16 protein-coding genes are annotated in these 19,655 nt (G+C 31.6%); all 16 read left to right on the top strand.

The genetic code is table 11. The features are described from left to right. Positions 1-473 precede the first annotated feature (473 nt). The 16 genes from HGPB_RS07970 (at position 474) to rbsB (ending at position 19,619) form a co-directional block, all read left to right on the top strand. Positions 474-2,117, top strand: a complete 1,644-nt coding sequence (locus tag HGPB_RS07970) for a DEAD/DEAH box helicase (RefSeq protein WP_019133162.1) — start codon at positions 474-476, stop codon at positions 2,115-2,117. Positions 2,118-2,457: 340 nt separating this feature from the next. Continuing rightward, complete coding sequence (locus tag HGPB_RS08510; protein ID WP_019133161.1) at positions 2,458-3,945, top strand: stalk domain-containing protein; 1,488 nt, start codon at positions 2,458-2,460, stop codon at positions 3,943-3,945. Between the two features lie 272 nt (positions 3,946-4,217). Then, complete coding sequence (gene pyrB / locus HGPB_RS07960; protein WP_019133160.1) at positions 4,218-5,132, top strand: aspartate carbamoyltransferase; 915 nt, start codon at positions 4,218-4,220, stop codon at positions 5,130-5,132. A 3-nt stretch (positions 5,133-5,135) separates the two neighbouring features. Further along, positions 5,136-5,567 (top strand): aspartate carbamoyltransferase regulatory subunit, encoded by a 432-nt coding sequence (locus HGPB_RS07955; RefSeq protein WP_019133159.1) that lies wholly within the window; start codon positions 5,136-5,138, stop codon positions 5,565-5,567. 1 nt (position 5,568) lies between these two features. Next, positions 5,569-6,273, top strand: a complete 705-nt coding sequence (locus HGPB_RS07950; protein ID WP_019133158.1) for a dihydroorotate dehydrogenase electron transfer subunit — start codon at positions 5,569-5,571, stop codon at positions 6,271-6,273. Further along, positions 6,266-7,165: a dihydroorotate dehydrogenase gene (locus HGPB_RS07945; protein WP_019133157.1), complete on the top strand. Its 900-nt coding sequence runs from the start codon at positions 6,266-6,268 to the stop codon at positions 7,163-7,165. The genes HGPB_RS07950 and HGPB_RS07945 overlap by 8 nt, the downstream gene beginning before the upstream one ends. Before the next feature lie 71 nt (positions 7,166-7,236). Further along, positions 7,237-8,208 carry a DNA-binding protein WhiA gene (whiA, locus tag HGPB_RS07940; protein WP_019133156.1) on the top strand — a complete coding sequence of 324 codons (972 nt, stop codon included), beginning with the start codon at positions 7,237-7,239 and terminating at the stop codon, positions 8,206-8,208. Continuing rightward, the gene (locus HGPB_RS07935) at positions 8,177-8,443 is read left to right on the top strand and encodes an HPr family phosphocarrier protein (protein ID WP_019133155.1); all 267 of its coding nucleotides are present in this window, start codon (positions 8,177-8,179) and stop codon (positions 8,441-8,443) included. Before whiA ends, HGPB_RS07935 begins: the two co-directional genes overlap by 32 nt. A gap of 61 nt (positions 8,444-8,504) precedes the next feature. Beyond that, positions 8,505-11,948, top strand: a complete 3,444-nt coding sequence (locus tag HGPB_RS07930) for a DNA polymerase III subunit alpha (RefSeq protein WP_019133154.1) — start codon at positions 8,505-8,507, stop codon at positions 11,946-11,948. 7 nt (positions 11,949-11,955) lie between these two features. Further along, positions 11,956-12,915, top strand: coding sequence for an ATP-dependent 6-phosphofructokinase (locus HGPB_RS07925; protein ID WP_019133153.1), 960 nt, complete (start codon positions 11,956-11,958; stop codon positions 12,913-12,915). Between the two features lie 8 nt (positions 12,916-12,923). Beyond that, positions 12,924-14,672: a pyruvate kinase gene (gene pyk, locus HGPB_RS07920; RefSeq protein ID WP_019133152.1), complete on the top strand. Its 1,749-nt coding sequence runs from the start codon at positions 12,924-12,926 to the stop codon at positions 14,670-14,672. Positions 14,673-14,896: 224 nt separating this feature from the next. Beyond that, positions 14,897-15,811 (top strand): ribokinase, encoded by a 915-nt coding sequence (gene rbsK / locus HGPB_RS07915; protein WP_019133151.1) that lies wholly within the window; start codon positions 14,897-14,899, stop codon positions 15,809-15,811. A gap of 1 nt (position 15,812) precedes the next feature. Then, positions 15,813-17,300: a sugar ABC transporter ATP-binding protein gene (locus HGPB_RS07910; RefSeq protein WP_019133150.1), complete on the top strand. Its 1,488-nt coding sequence runs from the start codon at positions 15,813-15,815 to the stop codon at positions 17,298-17,300. A 1-nt stretch (position 17,301) separates the two neighbouring features. Next, the gene (gene rbsC / locus HGPB_RS07905) at positions 17,302-18,249 is read left to right on the top strand and encodes a ribose ABC transporter permease (protein WP_019133149.1); all 948 of its coding nucleotides are present in this window, start codon (positions 17,302-17,304) and stop codon (positions 18,247-18,249) included. A 4-nt stretch (positions 18,250-18,253) separates the two neighbouring features. Further along, entirely contained in the window at positions 18,254-18,646 is a 393-nt protein-coding gene (gene rbsD, locus HGPB_RS07900; RefSeq protein WP_019133148.1) for a D-ribose pyranase, read from the top strand. A 49-nt stretch (positions 18,647-18,695) separates the two neighbouring features. Further along, positions 18,696-19,619, top strand: coding sequence for a ribose ABC transporter substrate-binding protein RbsB (rbsB, locus tag HGPB_RS07895; protein WP_019133147.1), 924 nt, complete (start codon positions 18,696-18,698; stop codon positions 19,617-19,619). The last annotated feature ends 36 nt before the right edge of the window (positions 19,620-19,655 follow it).

The raw sequence follows: 19,655 nt of genomic DNA, 5'->3' as shown, positions 1-19,655 counted from the left end.
TATAAAATCAAATAAGATTTTTATTGACTATTGTCAAAAATTAAGGGACTCGATATTTCGGGTCTCTTTTTTACTTGGATATATTTAATTCACTGAAAATTTTATTAAAATTAATATAAAATAATCTTCATAGTAAAAATAGAAAGGATATTTAAAATTAGATAGGATATTTTTAATGTAAAACAAGTAAAATATTTTAATATTTATGATTAAATTTGATTAAAAAATTATTTTAAACCTATAAATAAATAATTTATTGCTTAAAAGTATTTAAAAAATAAATTTTTAAATTGAAATAAAATTTTTAAGACACAATCTTATCTATTTTGGGAATTGCAAAATAAATTCATTTATAAATGGAAAACCAAGATAATTATTTGACTTTATGGTATAATATCTAAAGAAAGAACTTGAAGACCGAGTGAATCTCGGTCTTTTTTATGTTTAATAATGATTTAGGAGAATATATTATATTGAGATTTAACGAATTAAATTTGTCTAGTGAAGTTTTACGGGCGATTGAAGAAATGGGATTTAAAAATCCATCGGAAGTACAAGAAAAAACAATACCACAAATATTAGAAGGAAAAGATTTGCTCGCACAAGCACAAACTGGAACAGGTAAGACTGCATCATTTGGCATACCAATGATTGAAAGAATAGAAGAAAACTATGATGGCATACAAGCCCTTGTACTTGTACCGACAAGAGAGCTGGCAAGACAAGTGAGCGAAGAATTAAAAAAACTTTCTAAATATAAGAAATTTATAAAAGTTGTTCCCATTTACGGAGGAGCCGATATGGGCAAGCAATTTAGTCAACTTAGAAATGGTGCAAATATAGTAGTTGGAACTCCGGGAAGAATAATGGATCATATGAAAAGAAAAACCATTAAACTCGAATCTTTAAAATTTCTAACACTAGATGAGGCTGACGAAATGTTTGATATGGGCTTTAGAGATGATATGAAAACTATCATAGAAAAAACAAATTCAGACAGACAAACCCTGTTCTTCTCAGCAACTTTTGATAATGATATAAAAGAATTTTCAAATAAATATCAAAAAAATCCAGAAAAAGTAATTATTGAAAAGAAAGAGCTAACAGCAGAAAAAATTGACCAATACTATTTAGAGTTAAATAGAAATATGAAAACAGAGATCTTAAACAGGCTGATCCTCATTCATAAACCTCAAAAATCAATAATTTTTTGCAACACCAAGAGAATGGTTGAAAGTTTAGAAGTTGAAATTGCACAAAAAGGATATAAGGCGGATTCACTTCACGGCGATATGCGACAATCAGCAAGAGATAATGTCATGAAGAAATTCAGAGATAACACTATTGATATATTGATCGCAACAGATGTAGCTGCACGTGGACTTGATGTTTCTGATATTGATATAGTTTTTAACTATGATTTACCACAACAAGCCGAATATTATGTTCATAGGATTGGGCGTACTGCAAGAGCGGGCAAAAAAGGTATTTCATTTAGCTTTGTAACAGGCAAAGATTATCAACAATTTAAGGAAATTGAAAAATATGCCAATATAAGGATGAAAAGAACAAAACTTCCTACAAAAGATGATGTTGAAAAGGAAAGTATGGAAAGCTTATTCCAAAATGTAGAAGAAAATATCATTAAAGCACAAGATCAAGAAGAGTACACAGAAGTTTTAAATAAATTTTTAGCAAATGGCCACAGTCTTTATGATATAGGGGCGACACTTCTTAGAATGGTAAATGAAAGTTCAAATAATATCACTGTTACTGAACTTGAAAGAGTTGATTTTGGCAAGAGATTTGAAATATCAAAAGCAGAAAAGGCTAGGGGTTTAAATAAGAGAAGTAAAAAACGTGGCGAGATAAAGAAGATAAAGGGTCCGAAAATCTTTATTTCAAGGGGAAAAAGAGACGGACTAGATTCTGGCGAAGTTATAAGAATGATGAAAAAATATACAAATGTGCCAGCCAAGGAAATTGGAAGAATTAATATAATGCCAAACTTTAGTTTTATAGAAATTCCTCAAAATATGATTAAGGATGCAATAAAGTCTTTAAATGGCAAAAGAATTAATGGAAAAACAATAAAAGCTGAATATTCAGAAAGATAAATACGGGTCTTTAGAGACTCGTTTTTTTGTTGTAACTATTAAAAATTTCTTAAATAAATTTTAGGAAAGCTTTAGAATTTGTTTAGATTTATTTAATAAAAGATCATTATTATAAGAATATAGAGATTATAGATTTATTTTACCCTGCATAAATTTTAAGATAATTATTAAATTAATATTAAATATCGGAAAATGGTTTTTAAAAAAATGATTTAGGGGGTAGAATAAGAGTGAATAGGTTTATCTATTCTATTATTTTTTACATATCTATGAAAGGAGGTCAGAAGATAACTAGTTATAAACAACTATGAATTTATTTATGAATAAGGAGATATATAATATGAAAAAAAGATTATTAACAATTTTTATGGCTTTGGTAATGGTTTTTTCTATACTTCCAAGTATTTCTTATGCTGAAGGAGAAATAACAGATGTAGAAATTACTAAACCAGGTGAATATGAAGAAAATGAAAAAGAAAAAGAAGATGAAAAAGAAAATACTGAAACAGATGATCCAATAGTGGTTGATCCAACTGAGGAAGAAGAACCAGTTGTTCCATCTGAACCATCAGGAACAGTTAATACAGTTAATGTATATTATGATGGAGTTAAAGGTAAAGCACCTGTAGGAACAAAGGTAGTTCTTTATAAAGATGGAGTTCGTGTTAAAACTGTAACACCAGATTCAAATGGTAACTTCTCAATTTCTTATTATTTTGGTTCAAAACGTTATAATAATGGATATTATAATGGTCGTTATAATAGATATTACAGAGATGGTTATTATTATGGATACGATTATGATTTAAGCAGATTTAAATTAGTAGCTGAATATAATGATAAAGAAGTTTCAAGATATAATCTTTCAAATTCTGATTCTTATAATTATAGCTATAACTATGGTTACTGGGATGGATATTACTATGATGGATATTATGACTACAGCAGAAGAGTTTATCCAAGTTCACTAAACCTAAACTATAGATCAGACGTAGTTTCAGGATATTTAACTTCATATAAAAACACTGAAGTTAGAGTATATGATGATGGTATTTATCTAGGATCTGGATATACTAATTCAAACGGGTATTTCTCAATTAGTCTTAATAGACGCGTTTACTCTACAAGTGATCTTGATTTTTATGTAGGAAGCGAAAAGACATATGTAGATAGTGACTACAGAATTTATCCATGGTCAGTAAATGTAGAATCTTATGCAGTATCAGGCTATTATGACAAGAACACAAGAGTTTCTGTTTATTATGACGGAAAATATATAGGTTCTGATGTTACAGATAGCAATGGTTACTTTAGAATAAGTTCATCAACTAGACTATATGATAATTCATTATTAAAATTCTATGGTCCAGAAAAAACTAAAGAAGAAACAACAACAAAAACAAACAATTATAAAACAACAATAACAATCGGTAGTGCAGCTATAACTCAAACAGTTAATGGCTCAACTACTACAAAGTATATGGACGTAGCTCCATACATTAAAGATGGCAGAACAATGCTTCCAATCAGATTTGTAGCAGAATCATTAGGTTATTATGTAAGCTTTAATGATGCAACAAGAAATGCAACATTCTCTGATGGAAATACTGTAGTTGTAATTAATATTGATTCTTCTGAATTCTATGTAGATGGTGTTAAAAATACATTCACTGTTGCACCTGAAATCAAAGATGGCAGAACAATGCTTCCAATATCTGAAATTGGTAGAGCACTTGGACTAAGCCATGGTAACAAGGGTGAAGGCAAAAACATAGAATGGGATAGTACAAATAGAGTAGTTACTATCGAAACAAGCAAAAGTAAATAATTGCTTTTAAAAATTAATTCCTAGGCTTATGGTCTAGGAATTTTTTTATAAATATTTATTTACTCCTTGTAAAGGATTTAAAAAATATTTTTACATATCTTTTGGTTTAGAAAATAAGAGAGAAAAATTTAAAAATTGTTTGACTTTGAAGATACATTAGAGTATTATTAGTCGAGAAGAAAATTACTTTTAATTTAGTGCGGGACGCTAAAAAGGTAATAGATAAGGAATCTATGATTAGAGTCCCTCCTGCACGCAAATAGGAGGAAAATATGTTAAGACATTTAATTGAACCTGGTGATTTTAGTAAAGAAGATTACGAAATTTTATTTGGACTGGCTGATAGAATTGTTGAAAATCCTGAAAAATTCGGGAATGTTTGCAATGGTAAATTATTGGCGAGTCTTTTTTTTGAGCCATCAACTAGAACTAGACTATCATTTGAATCTGCCATGTACAGACTTGGTGGAAATGTTGTAGGATTTGCAGATGCAAAAGTTTCATCTACAGCAAAGGGAGAATCTTTAACCGACACACTTAGAACAGTTGAAAATTATTGTGATATAGCAGCTATGAGACACCCAAAAGAAGGGGCGGCTCTTCTTTGTTCTAAAAAAATGACAAAAATGCCAATCATAAATGCTGGAGACGGTGGACACCAACATCCAACTCAAACACTAACAGACCTAATGACAATAAGACACTACAAGGGAAAATTTGAAAATTTAACAATTGGTCTATGTGGAGACTTGATGTTTGGTAGAACAATCCACTCCTTAATGAGACAAATGGCAAGATATGATGGAGTAAACTTTGTGTTTATTTCACCAGAAGAGTTAAAAATGCCAAGACAATTTAAAGATGAAATTGATTCAAGCAGATACACTGAAACAGACGATTTAAAAACAGCAATTAAAGACCTTGATATCCTATACATGTCTAGGGTACAAAGAGAAAGATTTGTATCAGAAGAAGAATACTTAAGACTTAAAGACTTCTTTATTCTAGATAATGATAAGATGAAAAATGCAAGAGAAGATATGATTGTTCTTCACCCACTTCCAAGAGTAAACGAAATTGCAACAGAAGTAGATAGCGACAAGAGAGCCGTATACTTTGAACAAGCAAAATTTGGAATGTATATAAGAATGGCACTAATTATGTTTTTATTAGGTTTGGAGGCTTAAAAAATGATAAATGTATCTAAAATAAAAAAAGGAATTGTACTTGACCATATTCAATGTGGAACAGCCCACATATTATATGATGCTTTAAAACTATATGAAGTTGAAGATCCAGTTGTTTTAATGCAAAACATAAATTCTACATCACTTGGCAAAAAAGATCTTATAAAAATTGAAACAGACTTTTCATTAGATTTTACAGTCTTAGGTCTAATCGCTCCACATACAACAGTAAACTTTATTGAAAACGGAGAAAGAGTTAAAAAAGTGAGAATGGAACTGCCACAAAGGGTAGAAGGAATAATGAAATGTGGAAATCCAAGATGTATTTCAAATATTGAAAATGTTGAAAGTCATGAATTCACACTTGCAAATCCAGAAAAAAGAGAATATAAGTGCGAATATTGTGATTCTTTAACTACTTATGGAGAGGATTAATTTGTCAAAAGTTATTTACAATAAAATGATCGATGATGATTATTTTATGCTTAAAACTGATACAAAAGTTGATAAAGTTTATCCAGGCCAGTTTTTTATGTTGAGAGCATGGGATTTATATCCTACGCTCTCTCGTCCTATAAGCATCTATGATGTTTGTGAAGACGGACTAGTGTTTTTAATTGAATCTAGGGGGATTGGCAGTAAACTTTTAAAAAATCTAAAAGAAGGCGACGAGATTAAAGTCTTTGGACCTTACGGCAACCACTTTGAGTATGAAAATATAAGAGAAATTTCTCTAGTTGCTGGTGGAGTTGGGTCAGCACCCTTTTATTATTTAAGCAAGTGTTTAAAAAAAGCTAATCCCGATGTAAAAATAGATTTATACATGGGACTAAGAGAAAATCAAAAGTTAGAAAAATGCTTTGAAGACCTTGGTGTAAACTTGATTGTGAAAAAGGGTGGCTTCATCACAGACTATGTCGACTTTGATAAAAAATTAATTTATACTTGCGGACCAGATATCATGATGTATAAATTAAAGGACTTGGCTGAAAAAAATGCTTGCAAAATTTATTTATCTTTAGACAAGAGAATGGGATGTGGACTAGGTGCCTGCCTATCTTGTACTTGCAAGACTGTAAATGGAAATTCTAGGACTTGTAAAGACGGTCCTATATATAAGGGTAGTGATATACTTGAATAGATTAGAAACAGAAGTTTTAGGAGAAAAATTTAAAAATCCAATATTGCCAGCATCCGGAACTTATGGATATGGAGAAGAATTTAAGGATTATTATGACCCCAATATTATGGGAGGCCTTGTTTCAAAAGGAATTACAAGACATGCAAAGCCTGGCAATGATGGAATAAGAATTTGGGAAACCCCAAGTGGAATTTTAAATTCCATAGGACTTGAAAATCCAGGAGTAAAATATTTTTGCGAAAACACTTTAGAAAAAATGAAAGCTCTAGGACCACACTTGCTTGTAAATTTAGGTGGAAACACTGTCGAAGAATATTTAGAAGCGGTTGATATGCTAAATAAATATGATTTTTATGCAATTGAACTTAATATATCCTGTCCAAATGTAAAAGAAGGTGGCATGGCTTTTGGCATTGAAAGCGAAAGCGCAGCTGATATTACAAGAAGAGTTAAAGAAATAACAGACAAAAGACTTTTTGTAAAACTTTCACCAAATGCAAGAGATATAGTTGGATGCGCTAAGGCTGTTGAAGAAGCAGGAGCAGATGGGATTTCTCTTGTAAATACATTTTTAGGAATGGCAATAGATCCAGTTAGAAAGTGTGCAGTTTTTGAAAACACTTATGCAGGTCTATCAGGACCAAGCATAAAACCAATAGCACTTAGGATGGTTCACCAAGTTTGTAAAAATGTTGATGTTCCAGTTATTGGCATGGGCGGAATAACATCGGGAATTGATGCAATAGAATTTATAATGGCAGGAGCAAGTCTTGTAGAAATTGGAACTGCAAATTTTATGAATCCAAATGCTATTGCAAATATTATAAAAGAAATGAATGACTATCTAGAGAAAGAAGATTTAACTATAGATTCCATAAGGGGTATAATCTGATAATTTACTTTATTTAATTATTGCCATAGGTTATAATATTAGTATAAATGTTAAAATAGAGGTGGGGATTTTTGAGTTTTTCATCAGATGTTAAGATTGAATTGTCCAAGATTCCTATTGAAGAAAACTGTGATTTTTTAGCTGAGCTAGCGGCGCTTGTACCAACTTGTGGCAGTTTAAATTTTTCTAATAATGAGATAAAAGTTAAATTTAATACAGAAAGTGCAGCTGTTGCTAGAAGACTATTTACATTTTTAAAAAAATATTATTCTGAAGATGTATTTGTTGTAGTTTCAAAATCTAGGCAGTTAAAGAAGAATAATATCTATTCTGTGAGCCTTGATGATGTAAGTGCAAGTAAAATGCTTTTAGATGATATTGATTATATAAAGTATGAAAACGTATTTTTAGCAAATTATAGACCTCTTTCTATCTTAAAAGATAAATGTTGTAAAAAGGCCTACATAAGGGCATCATTTTTAGGAGCAGGCTCTGTATCAGATCCGAAGAAGTCTTATCATCTTGAAATCGTATGCAATAGTTACCAACATGCTGATTTTCTTTCAGATTTGATAAATTCTTATGATTTTAATAGTAAAGTTATAGAAAGAAAAGATAATTTTATAGTCTATTTAAAAGGGGCCGAAAATATATCTAACTTTTTAAGTTTTATGGGAGCTTATAGGCATACTTTGGAATTTGAAAATGTAAGGATAGTTAAGGACATAAATAATCAAGTAAACAGGCTTGTAAATTTAGAAAGTGCAAATCTTAACAAGATGGTCGATGCCTATGTAAGGCAGGCAAATGATATAAAATATATTGATAAAAAAATTGGAATAGAAAATTTACCTAAAAATTTGCAGGAAATAGCAAAACTTAGGCTAGAAAATGAATCGCTAAGTCTTAAAGAACTTGGACAAAAACTTAATCCAAGTCTTGGAAAATCAGGAGTAAGTCACAGGCTCAATAAAATAAGACAGATAGCTGTAAAGTTAAGGAGTGAAGAAGATGGCTGTAGAGACAGTAATATTGAAAAATGAAGATGGGCTTCATGCAAGAGCGGCAGCTTTATTCGTCAGATCTGCTAACCAATACAAGTCTGAAATTACATTAGAAGCGCACGGAGATAAGGTCAATGGAAAAAGTATTATTGGTCTGATGTCTCTAGGAGCTAAATATAATGAGGAGCTTAAGATAAGTGCTGAGGGTCCAGACGAGGATGAGGCAATTGACAATTTAGTTAAGTTGATAGAAAATAATTTTATAGACTTATAGTAAGTAAGAGTTTTAATATTTTATATTAGAACTCTTTTATTTTATAAAAGAAAGTGATTTTATGGTTAATTATGTAAATTTACATGTTCATAGTGAATATTCTTTGCTAGATGGTTCGGGACGTATAAGAGAAATTGCAAGAAGGACAAAAGAAATGGGCATGGACAGTGTCGCCCTAACTGACCACGGAAATATGTACGGAATTATAGCTTTTTATAAGGCCTGCAAGGAAGAGGGAATAAAACCAATTATTGGTTGTGAAATCTATGTAAGCGAAGGCGACTATAAAAAGTTTGACAAAAACATGGACCGCTATCATTTAATACTTCTAGCTGAAAATAATCAGGGTTTTAAAAATCTTATGAAGATAGTTTCTGAAGCCTTTGTAAATGGATATTATTATAAGCCAAGAGTAGATAAAGATATTTTAAGAAAGTATAGCAAAGGTCTTATTGCAAGCTCTGCTTGTTTGGGCGGAGAAGTGCAAAAAAAACTAATGTATGGCGATTATGATGGAGCAAAAAAAGCTGCCTTAGAATATAGAGAAATATTTGGAGAAAATAATTTTTTTCTAGAGCTTCAAGACCACGGAATTTTGGAGCAAAAAAAAGTAAACAAGGAATTAGAAATCTTATCTAAAGAAACGGGACTAGATTTAATAGCTACAAATGATGTCCATTATATAAATAAAGAAGATGCAAAGGCTCACGATGTTTTACTTTGCATACAAACTGGCACAATAGTAAACGATCCAAATAGGATGAAATTTCAAACTGATGAATTTTATCTAAAATCGCCAGAAGAAATGCTGGAAATTTTTCCAAACAATAAAGGAGCCTTAGAAAATACACAAAAAATTGCAAACAGGTGCAATGTGGATATAGAATTTCACAATCTTCACCTTCCTCATTTTGAAGTGCCAGAAGGCTATGATAATGTTTCATATTTAAAACACCTGGTAAAAGAAGGTATAAAAAAGCGTTATAAAAATGTTGATAAAAAGATAAAAGAAAGAACGGAATATGAATTATCAACAATAATAGAAATGGGCTACACTGATTATTTTTTAATTGTTTGGGATTTTATAAATTATTCCAAGAAAAATAATATTATGGTGGGACCGGGTCGTGGCTCGGCTGCTGGATCTATTATTGCTTATGCTTTAGAAATAACTGATGTTGATCCTATGAGGTTTGATCTTCTATTTGAAAGATTTCTAAATCCAAACAGGGTTTCCATGCCAGATATAGATATAGATTTTTGCTATGAGAGAAGAGAAGAAGTAATAGACTATGTTATAGAAAAATATGGCAAAGATAATGTAGCACAAATTGTAACCTTTGGTACCATGGCAGCAAGAGGTGCGATAAGAGATGTCGGAAGGGCATTAGATATTAGCTATGGAAGAGTTGATTATATTGCAAAACTTGTTCCAAATGAGCTTAACATGACTCTTGAAAAGGCACTTGATTTAAGTCCTAAGCTAAAAAAAGAATACCAATCTGATGAGGAAACTCACAGCTTGATTGATACAGCCTTAAAGGTAGAAGGACTACCTAGACACACTTCTACCCACGCTGCTGGTGTTGTGATTTCAAAAGATGCACTTACAAATTATGTTCCACTTACAAAAAATGGAGAAATAATTGCGACCCAATTTAATATGATAGAGCTTGAAGAACTCGGTCTATTAAAAATGGACTTTCTTGGACTTAGAACTTTGACAGTTATAAGAGATGCTCTTTCAATGATAAAAGAAAATTATGGCAAAGAAATAGATTTTCATAAACTAAGCTTGGATGATAAAGATGTTTTAAAAATGTTTGCAAGGGCAGAAACTCTTGGAGTATTTCAATTTGAGTCTGCTGGCATGAGAGCCTTTTTAAAAGACCTAAAACCAGATGCCTTTGAAGATCTTGTTGCAGCCAATGCACTTTTTAGGCCAGGTCCAATGAATCAAATTCCAAAATTTATTGAATCAAAGCATAATCCGAAAAAGATTAGCTATATCCATCCAAAGCTTGAAGAAATTTTATCGACAACTTACGGTTGTATAGTTTATCAAGAACAGGTAATGCAAATTGTTCAAAAAATAGGTGGATATTCACTTGGAAGAGCCGACCTAGTAAGACGTGCCATGTCTAAAAAGAAGATGGATGTCATGGAAGAGGAAAGGAAAAACTTTATCTATGGCAAAAAAGAGGGCGAAAAAATTATTTGTAACGGAGCAATTGCAAATGGAGTAGATGAAAAATCTGCCAACGAGATTTATGACTTGATGATAGATTTTGCAAACTATGCCTTTAATAAATCGCACTCAGTTGCATATTCAGTAGTTGCTTATTGGACAGCCTATTTAAAATATTATTATCCAAAAGAGTTTATGGCAGCACAAATTTCATCTCACATGGGAAACATGAGCCAAGTTGCACTTTATATAGAAGAATGTCAAAGACTTGGGATAGAAATCCTTCCTCCAGACATAAATGAAAGTTATGAAAAATTTGTGGTTCAAAATAAAAAAATAAGATTCGGTTTAAAGGCCATCAAAAACTTAAGTTCAAATTTAATTGATGCAATAGTTGAGGTTAGAAAATCAGGAAAATTTAAATCATTAAAAGATTTTATAGATAGGATTGCAAAATATAATTCAAAAGCCTTAAACAAAAGGTCAATTGAATATTTAATCAAGTCTGGAGCCTTGGATAGTTTTGGACAAAATAGGGCAAAATACCTTGCAGTCTATGAAAATATTATAGATAATGCTATAAATTCAGTGAGAAATAATATAGCTGGTCAATTTTCTTTATTTGATAATATAAAATCAGATGAGGAAGAACTTCCAAACCTAAAAGATTTTAACAAAAGGACAAAACTTGAGATGGAAAGAGAAATTCTTGGAATTTATATTTCAGGTCATCCTCTTGATTCATACAGGGACATAATAAAATCAATTAAGGGAACTAATACAAATCAGATCAGGGAAAAATATGAAAATGGTGAAGAAAAAGATTATTATCTTACTATAGCAGGCATTTTTAAGGGTAAAAAGACAATGATAACCAAAAATAAAAAAATCATGGCTTTTGCAAAACTGGAAGACTTGTATGGACAAATTGAACTTGTAATTTTCCCAAATGTTTATGAAAGAGAAGTAGAAAAATTAGTTGATGATTCGATTGTGGTTATCGAGGGACATATCCAACAATCTGATGTTGAAGAGCCAAAGATTCTTGTGGATAAAATAAATCCTATAAAAGAACCATCATCTAATAAACTTTATATATCTCTTGAAGATTCAAATGATAAAAATCTTATTGAAACAATGAAACTTGTTTTAAGTAAGTACAAGGGGAACAGTCCAGTCATATTTTATTTTATTAATAATAAAAAAGCTTTTGGATTAGAAGAAAGATATTGGATAGATGCAAAAAGAGTAGATGATTTAAAAATAGATTTACTTAATTATTTAGATAATGATCCTGATAGGATTGTATTAAAGTAGGTGACTTATGGAAAGAATAGGAATTTTAACAAGCGGTGGAGATGCTCCTGGAATGAATCCTTGTATCAGAGCAGTTGTTAGGACTGCAATTGACCAGGGAGCAGAAGTTTTTGGAATAGAGTCTGGCTATGAAGGACTTATTGATGGAAAAATTGATCAGATGAATGAATCTTCTGTTGCAAATATTATTTATAGGGGAGGAACAATCCTAGGCACTTCAAGATCAGATTTTTTTATGACTGAAGAAGGAAAAAGAAGGGCAATTAATATGCTGGAAGTATTTTCAATTTCTAAATTAGTTGTCTTAGGCGGAGACGGATCTTTAAAAGGAGCAAGCGAACTTGCTAAAAGAGGAATTGATGTTATAGGAATTCCTCTTAGTATAGATAATGATTTAGGTTATACAGATTTTTCAATAGGTTTTTTCACAGCTATTGAAACTGTTACAAATGCAATTTCAAAAATTAGAGATACAACAGAATCTCATGGCAGGGCTCATGTTGTAGAAGTTATGGGAAGAGAATGCGGAGATATAGCTCTTTATAGCGGACTTGCTGCTGGGGCAGAATCTGTTGTTGTTCCAGAAAGAAAAATTGATTTAAATAGGATGGCTGAACTTGCAATAAGAACTAAAAGAAGAGGCAAGAAACACCACATAATAATAATGGCTGAAGGAGCTGGAAATTCATTTGAACTTGCAGAAGAATTTGAAAATTTAACTGATATAGAAACCAGAGTAACAGTTTTAGGTTATCTGCAAAGAGGTGGGGAACCAAATATTGTAGATAGGCTGATGGCATCTATGATGGGCAACAAGGCAGTTGAATTTATTTTGAAAAATTATGGCGGCTATGCTATTGGAACAAAAAATAATGAAATTTTTATTAGCGATATAGATGAGGCAATGGGAGTTAAGAAAGAATTTAGAGATGACATAAACGATATCTTAAAATCCATTTCTATTTAGGAGGAAAAATGAAAAAGACTAAAATAGTTGCTACAATTGGCCCTGCATCTGATGAAGAAAATATTTTAAGACAGCTTCTTATAGAAGGAGTGGATGTTTGCAGGTTAAATTTTTCACACGGCTCAAGAGAAGAGCACCTAGTAAGAATTAATAGGATAAAAAAACTCAGAGAAGAATTAAACAAACCAATTGCAATCATGCTTGATACAAAGGGTCCTGAAATAAGAATTGGAAAATTTAAAGATATGAAAGAATACCATCTTGAAAGTGGGGATAAATTTTCAATCACAACAGATGATATTTTGGGAGATAAAAATATTGTTTCGGTATCCTACAAGGACCTAGCAAAAGATTTAAAAATTGGATCAAGGCTTTTAATAGATGATGGCCTAATAAGTATGATAGTAGAAAATATTGAAGGTCCTAGGATTGATTGCAGGGTAGAAAACGGTGGTTTTATTTCATCCAGAAAGGGAGTAAATATTCCTGGCATAGAAATAAATCTCCCATCAATTACAGAAAAAGATATAGAAGATATAAAATTTGGAATTGAAAATGATATTGATTTTATAGCGGCATCTTTTATCAGAACCAGGGATGATGTTTTAGATATAAGAAGAGTTTTAGAAGATAATTCTAATTATGATATAAAAATAATATCAAAAGTTGAATCTAAACAAGGACTTGAAAATCTAAATGAAATTTTAGAAGTTTCAGATGGAATCATGGTTGCAAGAGGAGATCTTGGAGTAGAAATTATGACAGAAGAGGTCCCACTTGCACAAAAAAGAATGATAAAAGAATGTAATATAGCAGGTAAGATAGTAATAACTGCAACTCAAATGCTAGATTCTATGATAAGAAACCCAAGACCTACTAGGGCAGAAGCAAATGATGTTGCAAATGCAGTTTTAGATGGAACATCAGCAGTCATGCTATCAGGAGAAACTGCTAGTGGAAAATATCCAGTTGAAGCAGTAAAGACCATGGCAAAAATTGTTGAAGTTACAGAAAACTCTTTAGACTTTAGTGAACTTTTAAAATCAAAAATAAATCAAAACTCATTTACTATTACAAATGCAATAGGAAAAAGCTCTTGCACAATAGCCCAAGACTTATCAGCGAAGGCAATAATAACTGCAACAACAAGTGGAGCCACAACAAGGGCAATAGCAAAATTTATGCCAAAGGCAGAAATAATTGCAGCAACAACAGATAAAAAAGTTATGCGACAATTAAATCTAGAATGGGGAACAAGATCTATTTTTGTAGAAAACTCAGACAATACCGATCATATGCTTAATAATTGCATAAGAGGAAGTTTAAAAGAAAAACTAATTAAGCCAGGCGACACAGTTGTTTTAACAGCAGGAGTTCCAGCAGGTTTATCTGGTTCAACAAATCTAATTAAGGTACAGACAGTCGCAGAGATAATTGCAAAGGGAGTTGGACTTGGAGAAAAATCTGTAACAGCAAGAGCAATTGTAGTAAATTCAAAAGAAGATTTAGTAAGTAAATTTAAAGAAAATGATATAGTAATTATAGATGATGCAGATAAAGATATGATGCCATATCTTTCAAAAGCTAGTGCAATAGTTGCTGAAGTTTCTGGATATACATCTCAAGCAGCAGTTGCGGGAATATCTTTACAAATTCCTACGATAGTTGGAGTTAAAAATATAAGAAAAAAAATAGTTAGTGGAGAAATATTAACTGTTAATGCAAATGAATCTGTTATAAAAAGAGGAATAGAATAAGATAAAGGAGCAAGTTTTATAACTTGTTCTTTTTTTTTGTTGCAAAATAAGAGCAAAATAAAAAATAATGATGATAGATAAAATATTTATTGATATAATAATAATCGATCAGATATAAAAATATTTTAAAAGTGTGCAAGACTTATTAAATAAATTTAAAGTTTGACATAAAATATAGATATATTGTAGAATTTATAGTTTTTATAGTAAAAGGAGCTTTTATTATGGACAGGATAATAGTTGCTGGAAGCATAAACATGGACTTAGTTATTGAAACAGATGAGATTCCAGCTATCGGTGAAACAGTTGCTGGTAAAGCATTTTCAACAATACCAGGTGGAAAAGGTGCAAACCAAGCAGTAGCTATAGCAAAACAAGGTGGCGACTGTATATTTTTAGGTAAGGTTGGCAATGATGATTTCGGGGCAAATGTATTAAAGTCTATGCAAGATGCTGGAATAAATACTGACCTAATAAAGATTGAAAATGAAAGCACAGGAGTTTCAATAATAAATGTTGATAAGACTGGGGCAAACAATATAGTTTATATAGCTGGAGCAAATAATCTAGTCGATGAAAACTATATTGATCAAAATAAAGATATTTTAGATTCAGCTAAATATATTGTCATGCAAAATGAATTACCAGAAAAAACAATCGAACATATATTAAAAATTTGCAAAGACAAAAAAATAAAAACAATCTTAAATCCAGCACCTGCAAGAATGATAGAAAAAGATATGTTAGAACTTATTGACATATTGATACCAAATGAACATGAACTATCAAGAATTTCAGGTCACAAGGTAGAAAATGATGAAGATGTAAGAAAAGCATCAGAAAAACTTCTGGCTGGGGGATTAAAAGAAATTGTAGTAACTCTAGGCGAAAGAGGAGTTTTTTATAAGAACAAGGACGAAGAAAAGTTTTATGATTCTTATAAGGCAAAGGTAGTAGATACAACTGCAGCAGGAGATAGTTTCATAGGCGGCTTTGTAAATGTTTTGATGCAGACAAATGATATAGATAAGTCAATTGATTTTGGACAAAGAGTAGCAGCAATTGCTATAGGTAAAGTTGGAGCACAAACTTCAATTCCTACAAAAGAAGAAGTCAAAGAATTCGATTTTGGAGGTTGAAATGGAAGCTGTATTAAAAATGCAAAATATCAGCAAGTCTTTTCCAGGTGTGAAGGCTCTTGATGATGTGCACTTAAATGTATACGCCGGTGAAGTCATGGCACTTCTAGGCGAAAACGGTGCAGGAAAATCCACCCTAATGAAAATACTTTCTGGTGTTTATAAAAAAGATGCTGGAAGCATTATTTACAAGGGACAAGAGATTGAAGTTAGCTCTCCAGCAGAATCAACTAGGATGGGAATAGCCATAATCCACCAAGAACTAAACCTCATAGACCATATGAAGGTTTATGAAAATGTTTATCTAGGAAGAGAGATAACAAATTCCTTGGGAATTTTAAACAAGTCTGAAATGATAAAAAATACAAAAAGAGTTTTAGATAAATTAAATATTGATATTGATCCAAATGATAAAGTTGGATCACTTTCAATTGCCCAACAACAAATGGTTGAAATAGCCAAGGCTCTTTTGGTAGATGCAAATATAATAATCTTGGACGAACCGACAGATACACTGACAGACAAGGAAGCAGATATACTATTTTCTATAGTAAATGAGCTTAAAGAACAAAAAATAGGAATAGTTTTTATTTCCCATAAATTAGACGAAATATTTAAGATTTGCGACAGGGTTACTATTTTAAGAGATGGTAAATTTATTGATGAAAGATTAGTTTCAGAAATAGATGAAGACCTAATTATAAAAATGATGGTTGGTAGAGACTTAGAAGAACAATATCCTCATGTTGATGTTGAAGGCAAGGAAATGCTAAGGCTTGAGAATCTTAAAAATAAATACATAGATGATGTTTCATTCACTATAAATAGTGGAGAAATCGTTGGTATTTCTGGATTGGTTGGAGCCGGTAGAACAGAGCTTGCCAAAACAATCTATGGAGCCTATAAACTTGATTCTGGATCAATTTATCTTGATGGAGAATCTTTAAATATAAAATCTCCAAAAGATGCCTTAAACAAGGGGATAGTTTATGTTTCTGAAGACAGAAAAGGCGAAAGTCTTATCATCAGCATGGGCGTTACAGAAAATATAACCTTATCAGCCTTAAATAAATTTATAAAAAAAATAGCAATATCGAATTCTAAAGAAAAAAAGGCGGCTAAGGATTATGTAGAAAGAATCAGGATAAAAACACCAAATCTAAAACAAAAGGTAAAAAACTTAAGTGGTGGAAACCAACAAAAAGTTGCCATAGCAAAATCACTTCTTACTGAACCTAAGCTTTTGATCCTTGATGAACCAACAAGGGGAATTGATGTCGGAGCTAGAAGGGAAATATATGAAATATTAAATGATATTAAGAAAGAAAATAAGGCCATAATGATTATTTCTTCTGATATGCAAGAAGTTCTTGGAGTTTGCGATAGGATAATTGTAATGAATGATGGCAGGAAGAAAGCAGAACTTACAAGAGAAGAAGCAAGCCAAGAAAAGATTATGTCTTATATTATGAAAGAAGAGGATAGATAATATGAATTTTAAAAATAAAGAATTATTAACAAAGGCTCGTCCTGTTATAGGCCTTATAATTTTCTCGGTTCTTATAAGCTTTATGAGCGATAGATTTTTAACAGTTAACAACCTATTCAATGTGTTTCGTCAAACTTCAATAAATGCAATAATAGCAATAGGTATGACTTTTGTAATTTTAACATCAGGAATTGATCTTTCAGTAGGATCAACACTTGCATTTTCAAGTGCAGTTGCAGCTTATTTACTAGCAAGTGGATATAACATATTTTTGGTAATTTTAGTTGCACTAGCAATTGGATTTTTTGCAGGTTGTGTAAATGGAATATTTATAGCAAAAGGAAAAATTCAACCTTTTATAGCAACTCTAGCTATGATGCAACTTCTAAGAGGAGCAACTCTAGTATTTACAAATGGAAAACCAATAGCAGTACCAGCTAAGGAGGTCTCACCAGTATTTGCTTTTATTGGTAGAGGAAATGTTATGGGAATCCATGTGCCAATAATTATAACCGTTGTAGTTTTATTATTAGCTTATTTTTTACTTAAATTCACAAAATTTGGTAGATATATATATGCAATAGGTGGAAATGAAGAATCTTCTGTACTTTCGGGTATAAATGCTGATAGAGTAAAGATTTCTGCATATGCAATTTCTGGTTTGCTAAGTGCTTTAGTTGGACTAATAGTTATATCAAGACTATCATCAGCTCAACCAACAGCAGGAGAGAGCTATGAAATGGACGCAATAGCAGCAGTTGTACTTGGAGGAACAACCCTATCAGGTGGTCAAGGATCTGTTTTAGGAACTTTAATAGGTGCCTTGATTATAGGCTTGCTTAATAACGCCTTAAACCTAATGGATGTTCAGTCTTATTATCAAATGATAGCAAAGGCAGTAGTAATATTAATAGCTGTATTACTTGATAGAAGAACTGTAAAGGATTGATAAAATGAAAAAAACTGAATTATTACACGCAGAAATTTCAGAAATAATAGCAAAATCAGCCCATGGAGATATGATTATGATTGGAGATGCAGGAATGCCAGTTCCTGAAGGAGTTAAATTTATAGATTTGGCTTTGACGGAAGGAATGGTTCCATTTTTTGATGTTCTAGATGCAGTATTAAAAGAATTATGCGTAGAAGAAGCTTATATAGATCTAGAACTAAAAGACAATGAAGAATATTATAATGAAATGTATATCCATGCAGATAAGATAAAAATAAATGAAATGAAACATGAAGAATTAAAAGAAATGTCTAAAAACTGCCTAGCAGCAATTAGGACAGGAGAATTTACGCCATACTCCAATATAATTTTAAAATCTGGCGTTGTGTTTTAGTTATTATTTAGTTTTACTAATTAATATAAAATAAAGAGAGGAGTTTTTTATGAAAAAAATTATTGTATCACTACTAGTTTTAGTATTAGCAATGGGCATAGTTGGATGTAACAAAGACAATGCTGCAAACAATACAGCTAGTACAGGCGGAACAGCAGAAGGAACTACAACAATTGGTTTTGTAGTTTCAACTCAAACAAATCCTTTTTTTGTAACACTTAAAGAAGGAGCAGAAGCAAAAGCTAAAGAATTAGGAGTAGAATTAATAGTTCTTGATGCTCAAGACGATTCTACAAAAGCAGCTTCCAACATGGAAGATTTAATCACAAGAGGCGTTGATGTTATTGTAGTTAACCCAACAGACTCAGATGCAATCGTACCAAGTGTTGAAGCAGCAAACGAAGCAGGTATTCCAGTAATCACAGTAGACAGAGTATCAAATGGTGGAGAAGTTGTATCTTCTGTAGCATCTGATAATATCGCTGGTGGTAAAATGGCTGGAGAATTTATTATCGAAAAACTTGCTGGTAAAGGTAAAGTTGTAGAACTTGAAGGTATTTCTGGAGCTAACTCAGCTATAGAAAGAGGTCAAGGATTTAACGAAGCAATTGAAGGAAGCGGACTTGAAGTAGTAGCTAAACAAACAGCTGATTACGATAGATCTAAGGGTCTAGAAGTAATGGAAAACATTCTTCAATCTCAACCAGAAATTGATGCAGTATTTGCTCACAACGACGAAATGGCTCTAGGTGCTTTAGAAGCAATCAAAGCAGCTGGAAGAGATATTATAGTTGTTGGTTTCGATGCAACTGATGATGCAGTAGCTTCAGTAGAAGCAGGCGACTTAGCAGCAACAATAGCTCAACAACCAGATATCATGGGACAAAAAGCTATTGAAATAGCACAAAAAGTTGCTAATGGCGAAGAAGTTGAAGCAAGCATTCCAGTAGAATTAAAAATGGTAACTAAATAATTTTAGTTCACAGATAAGATAAAAACCTCGAAATAA

Source organism: Peptoniphilus obesi ph1, assembly GCF_000311865.1.
GTDB lineage: Bacteria > Bacillota > Clostridia > Tissierellales > Peptoniphilaceae > Peptoniphilus_E > Peptoniphilus_E obesi.
This window is presented reverse-complemented; position numbering and strand designations above follow the sequence as displayed.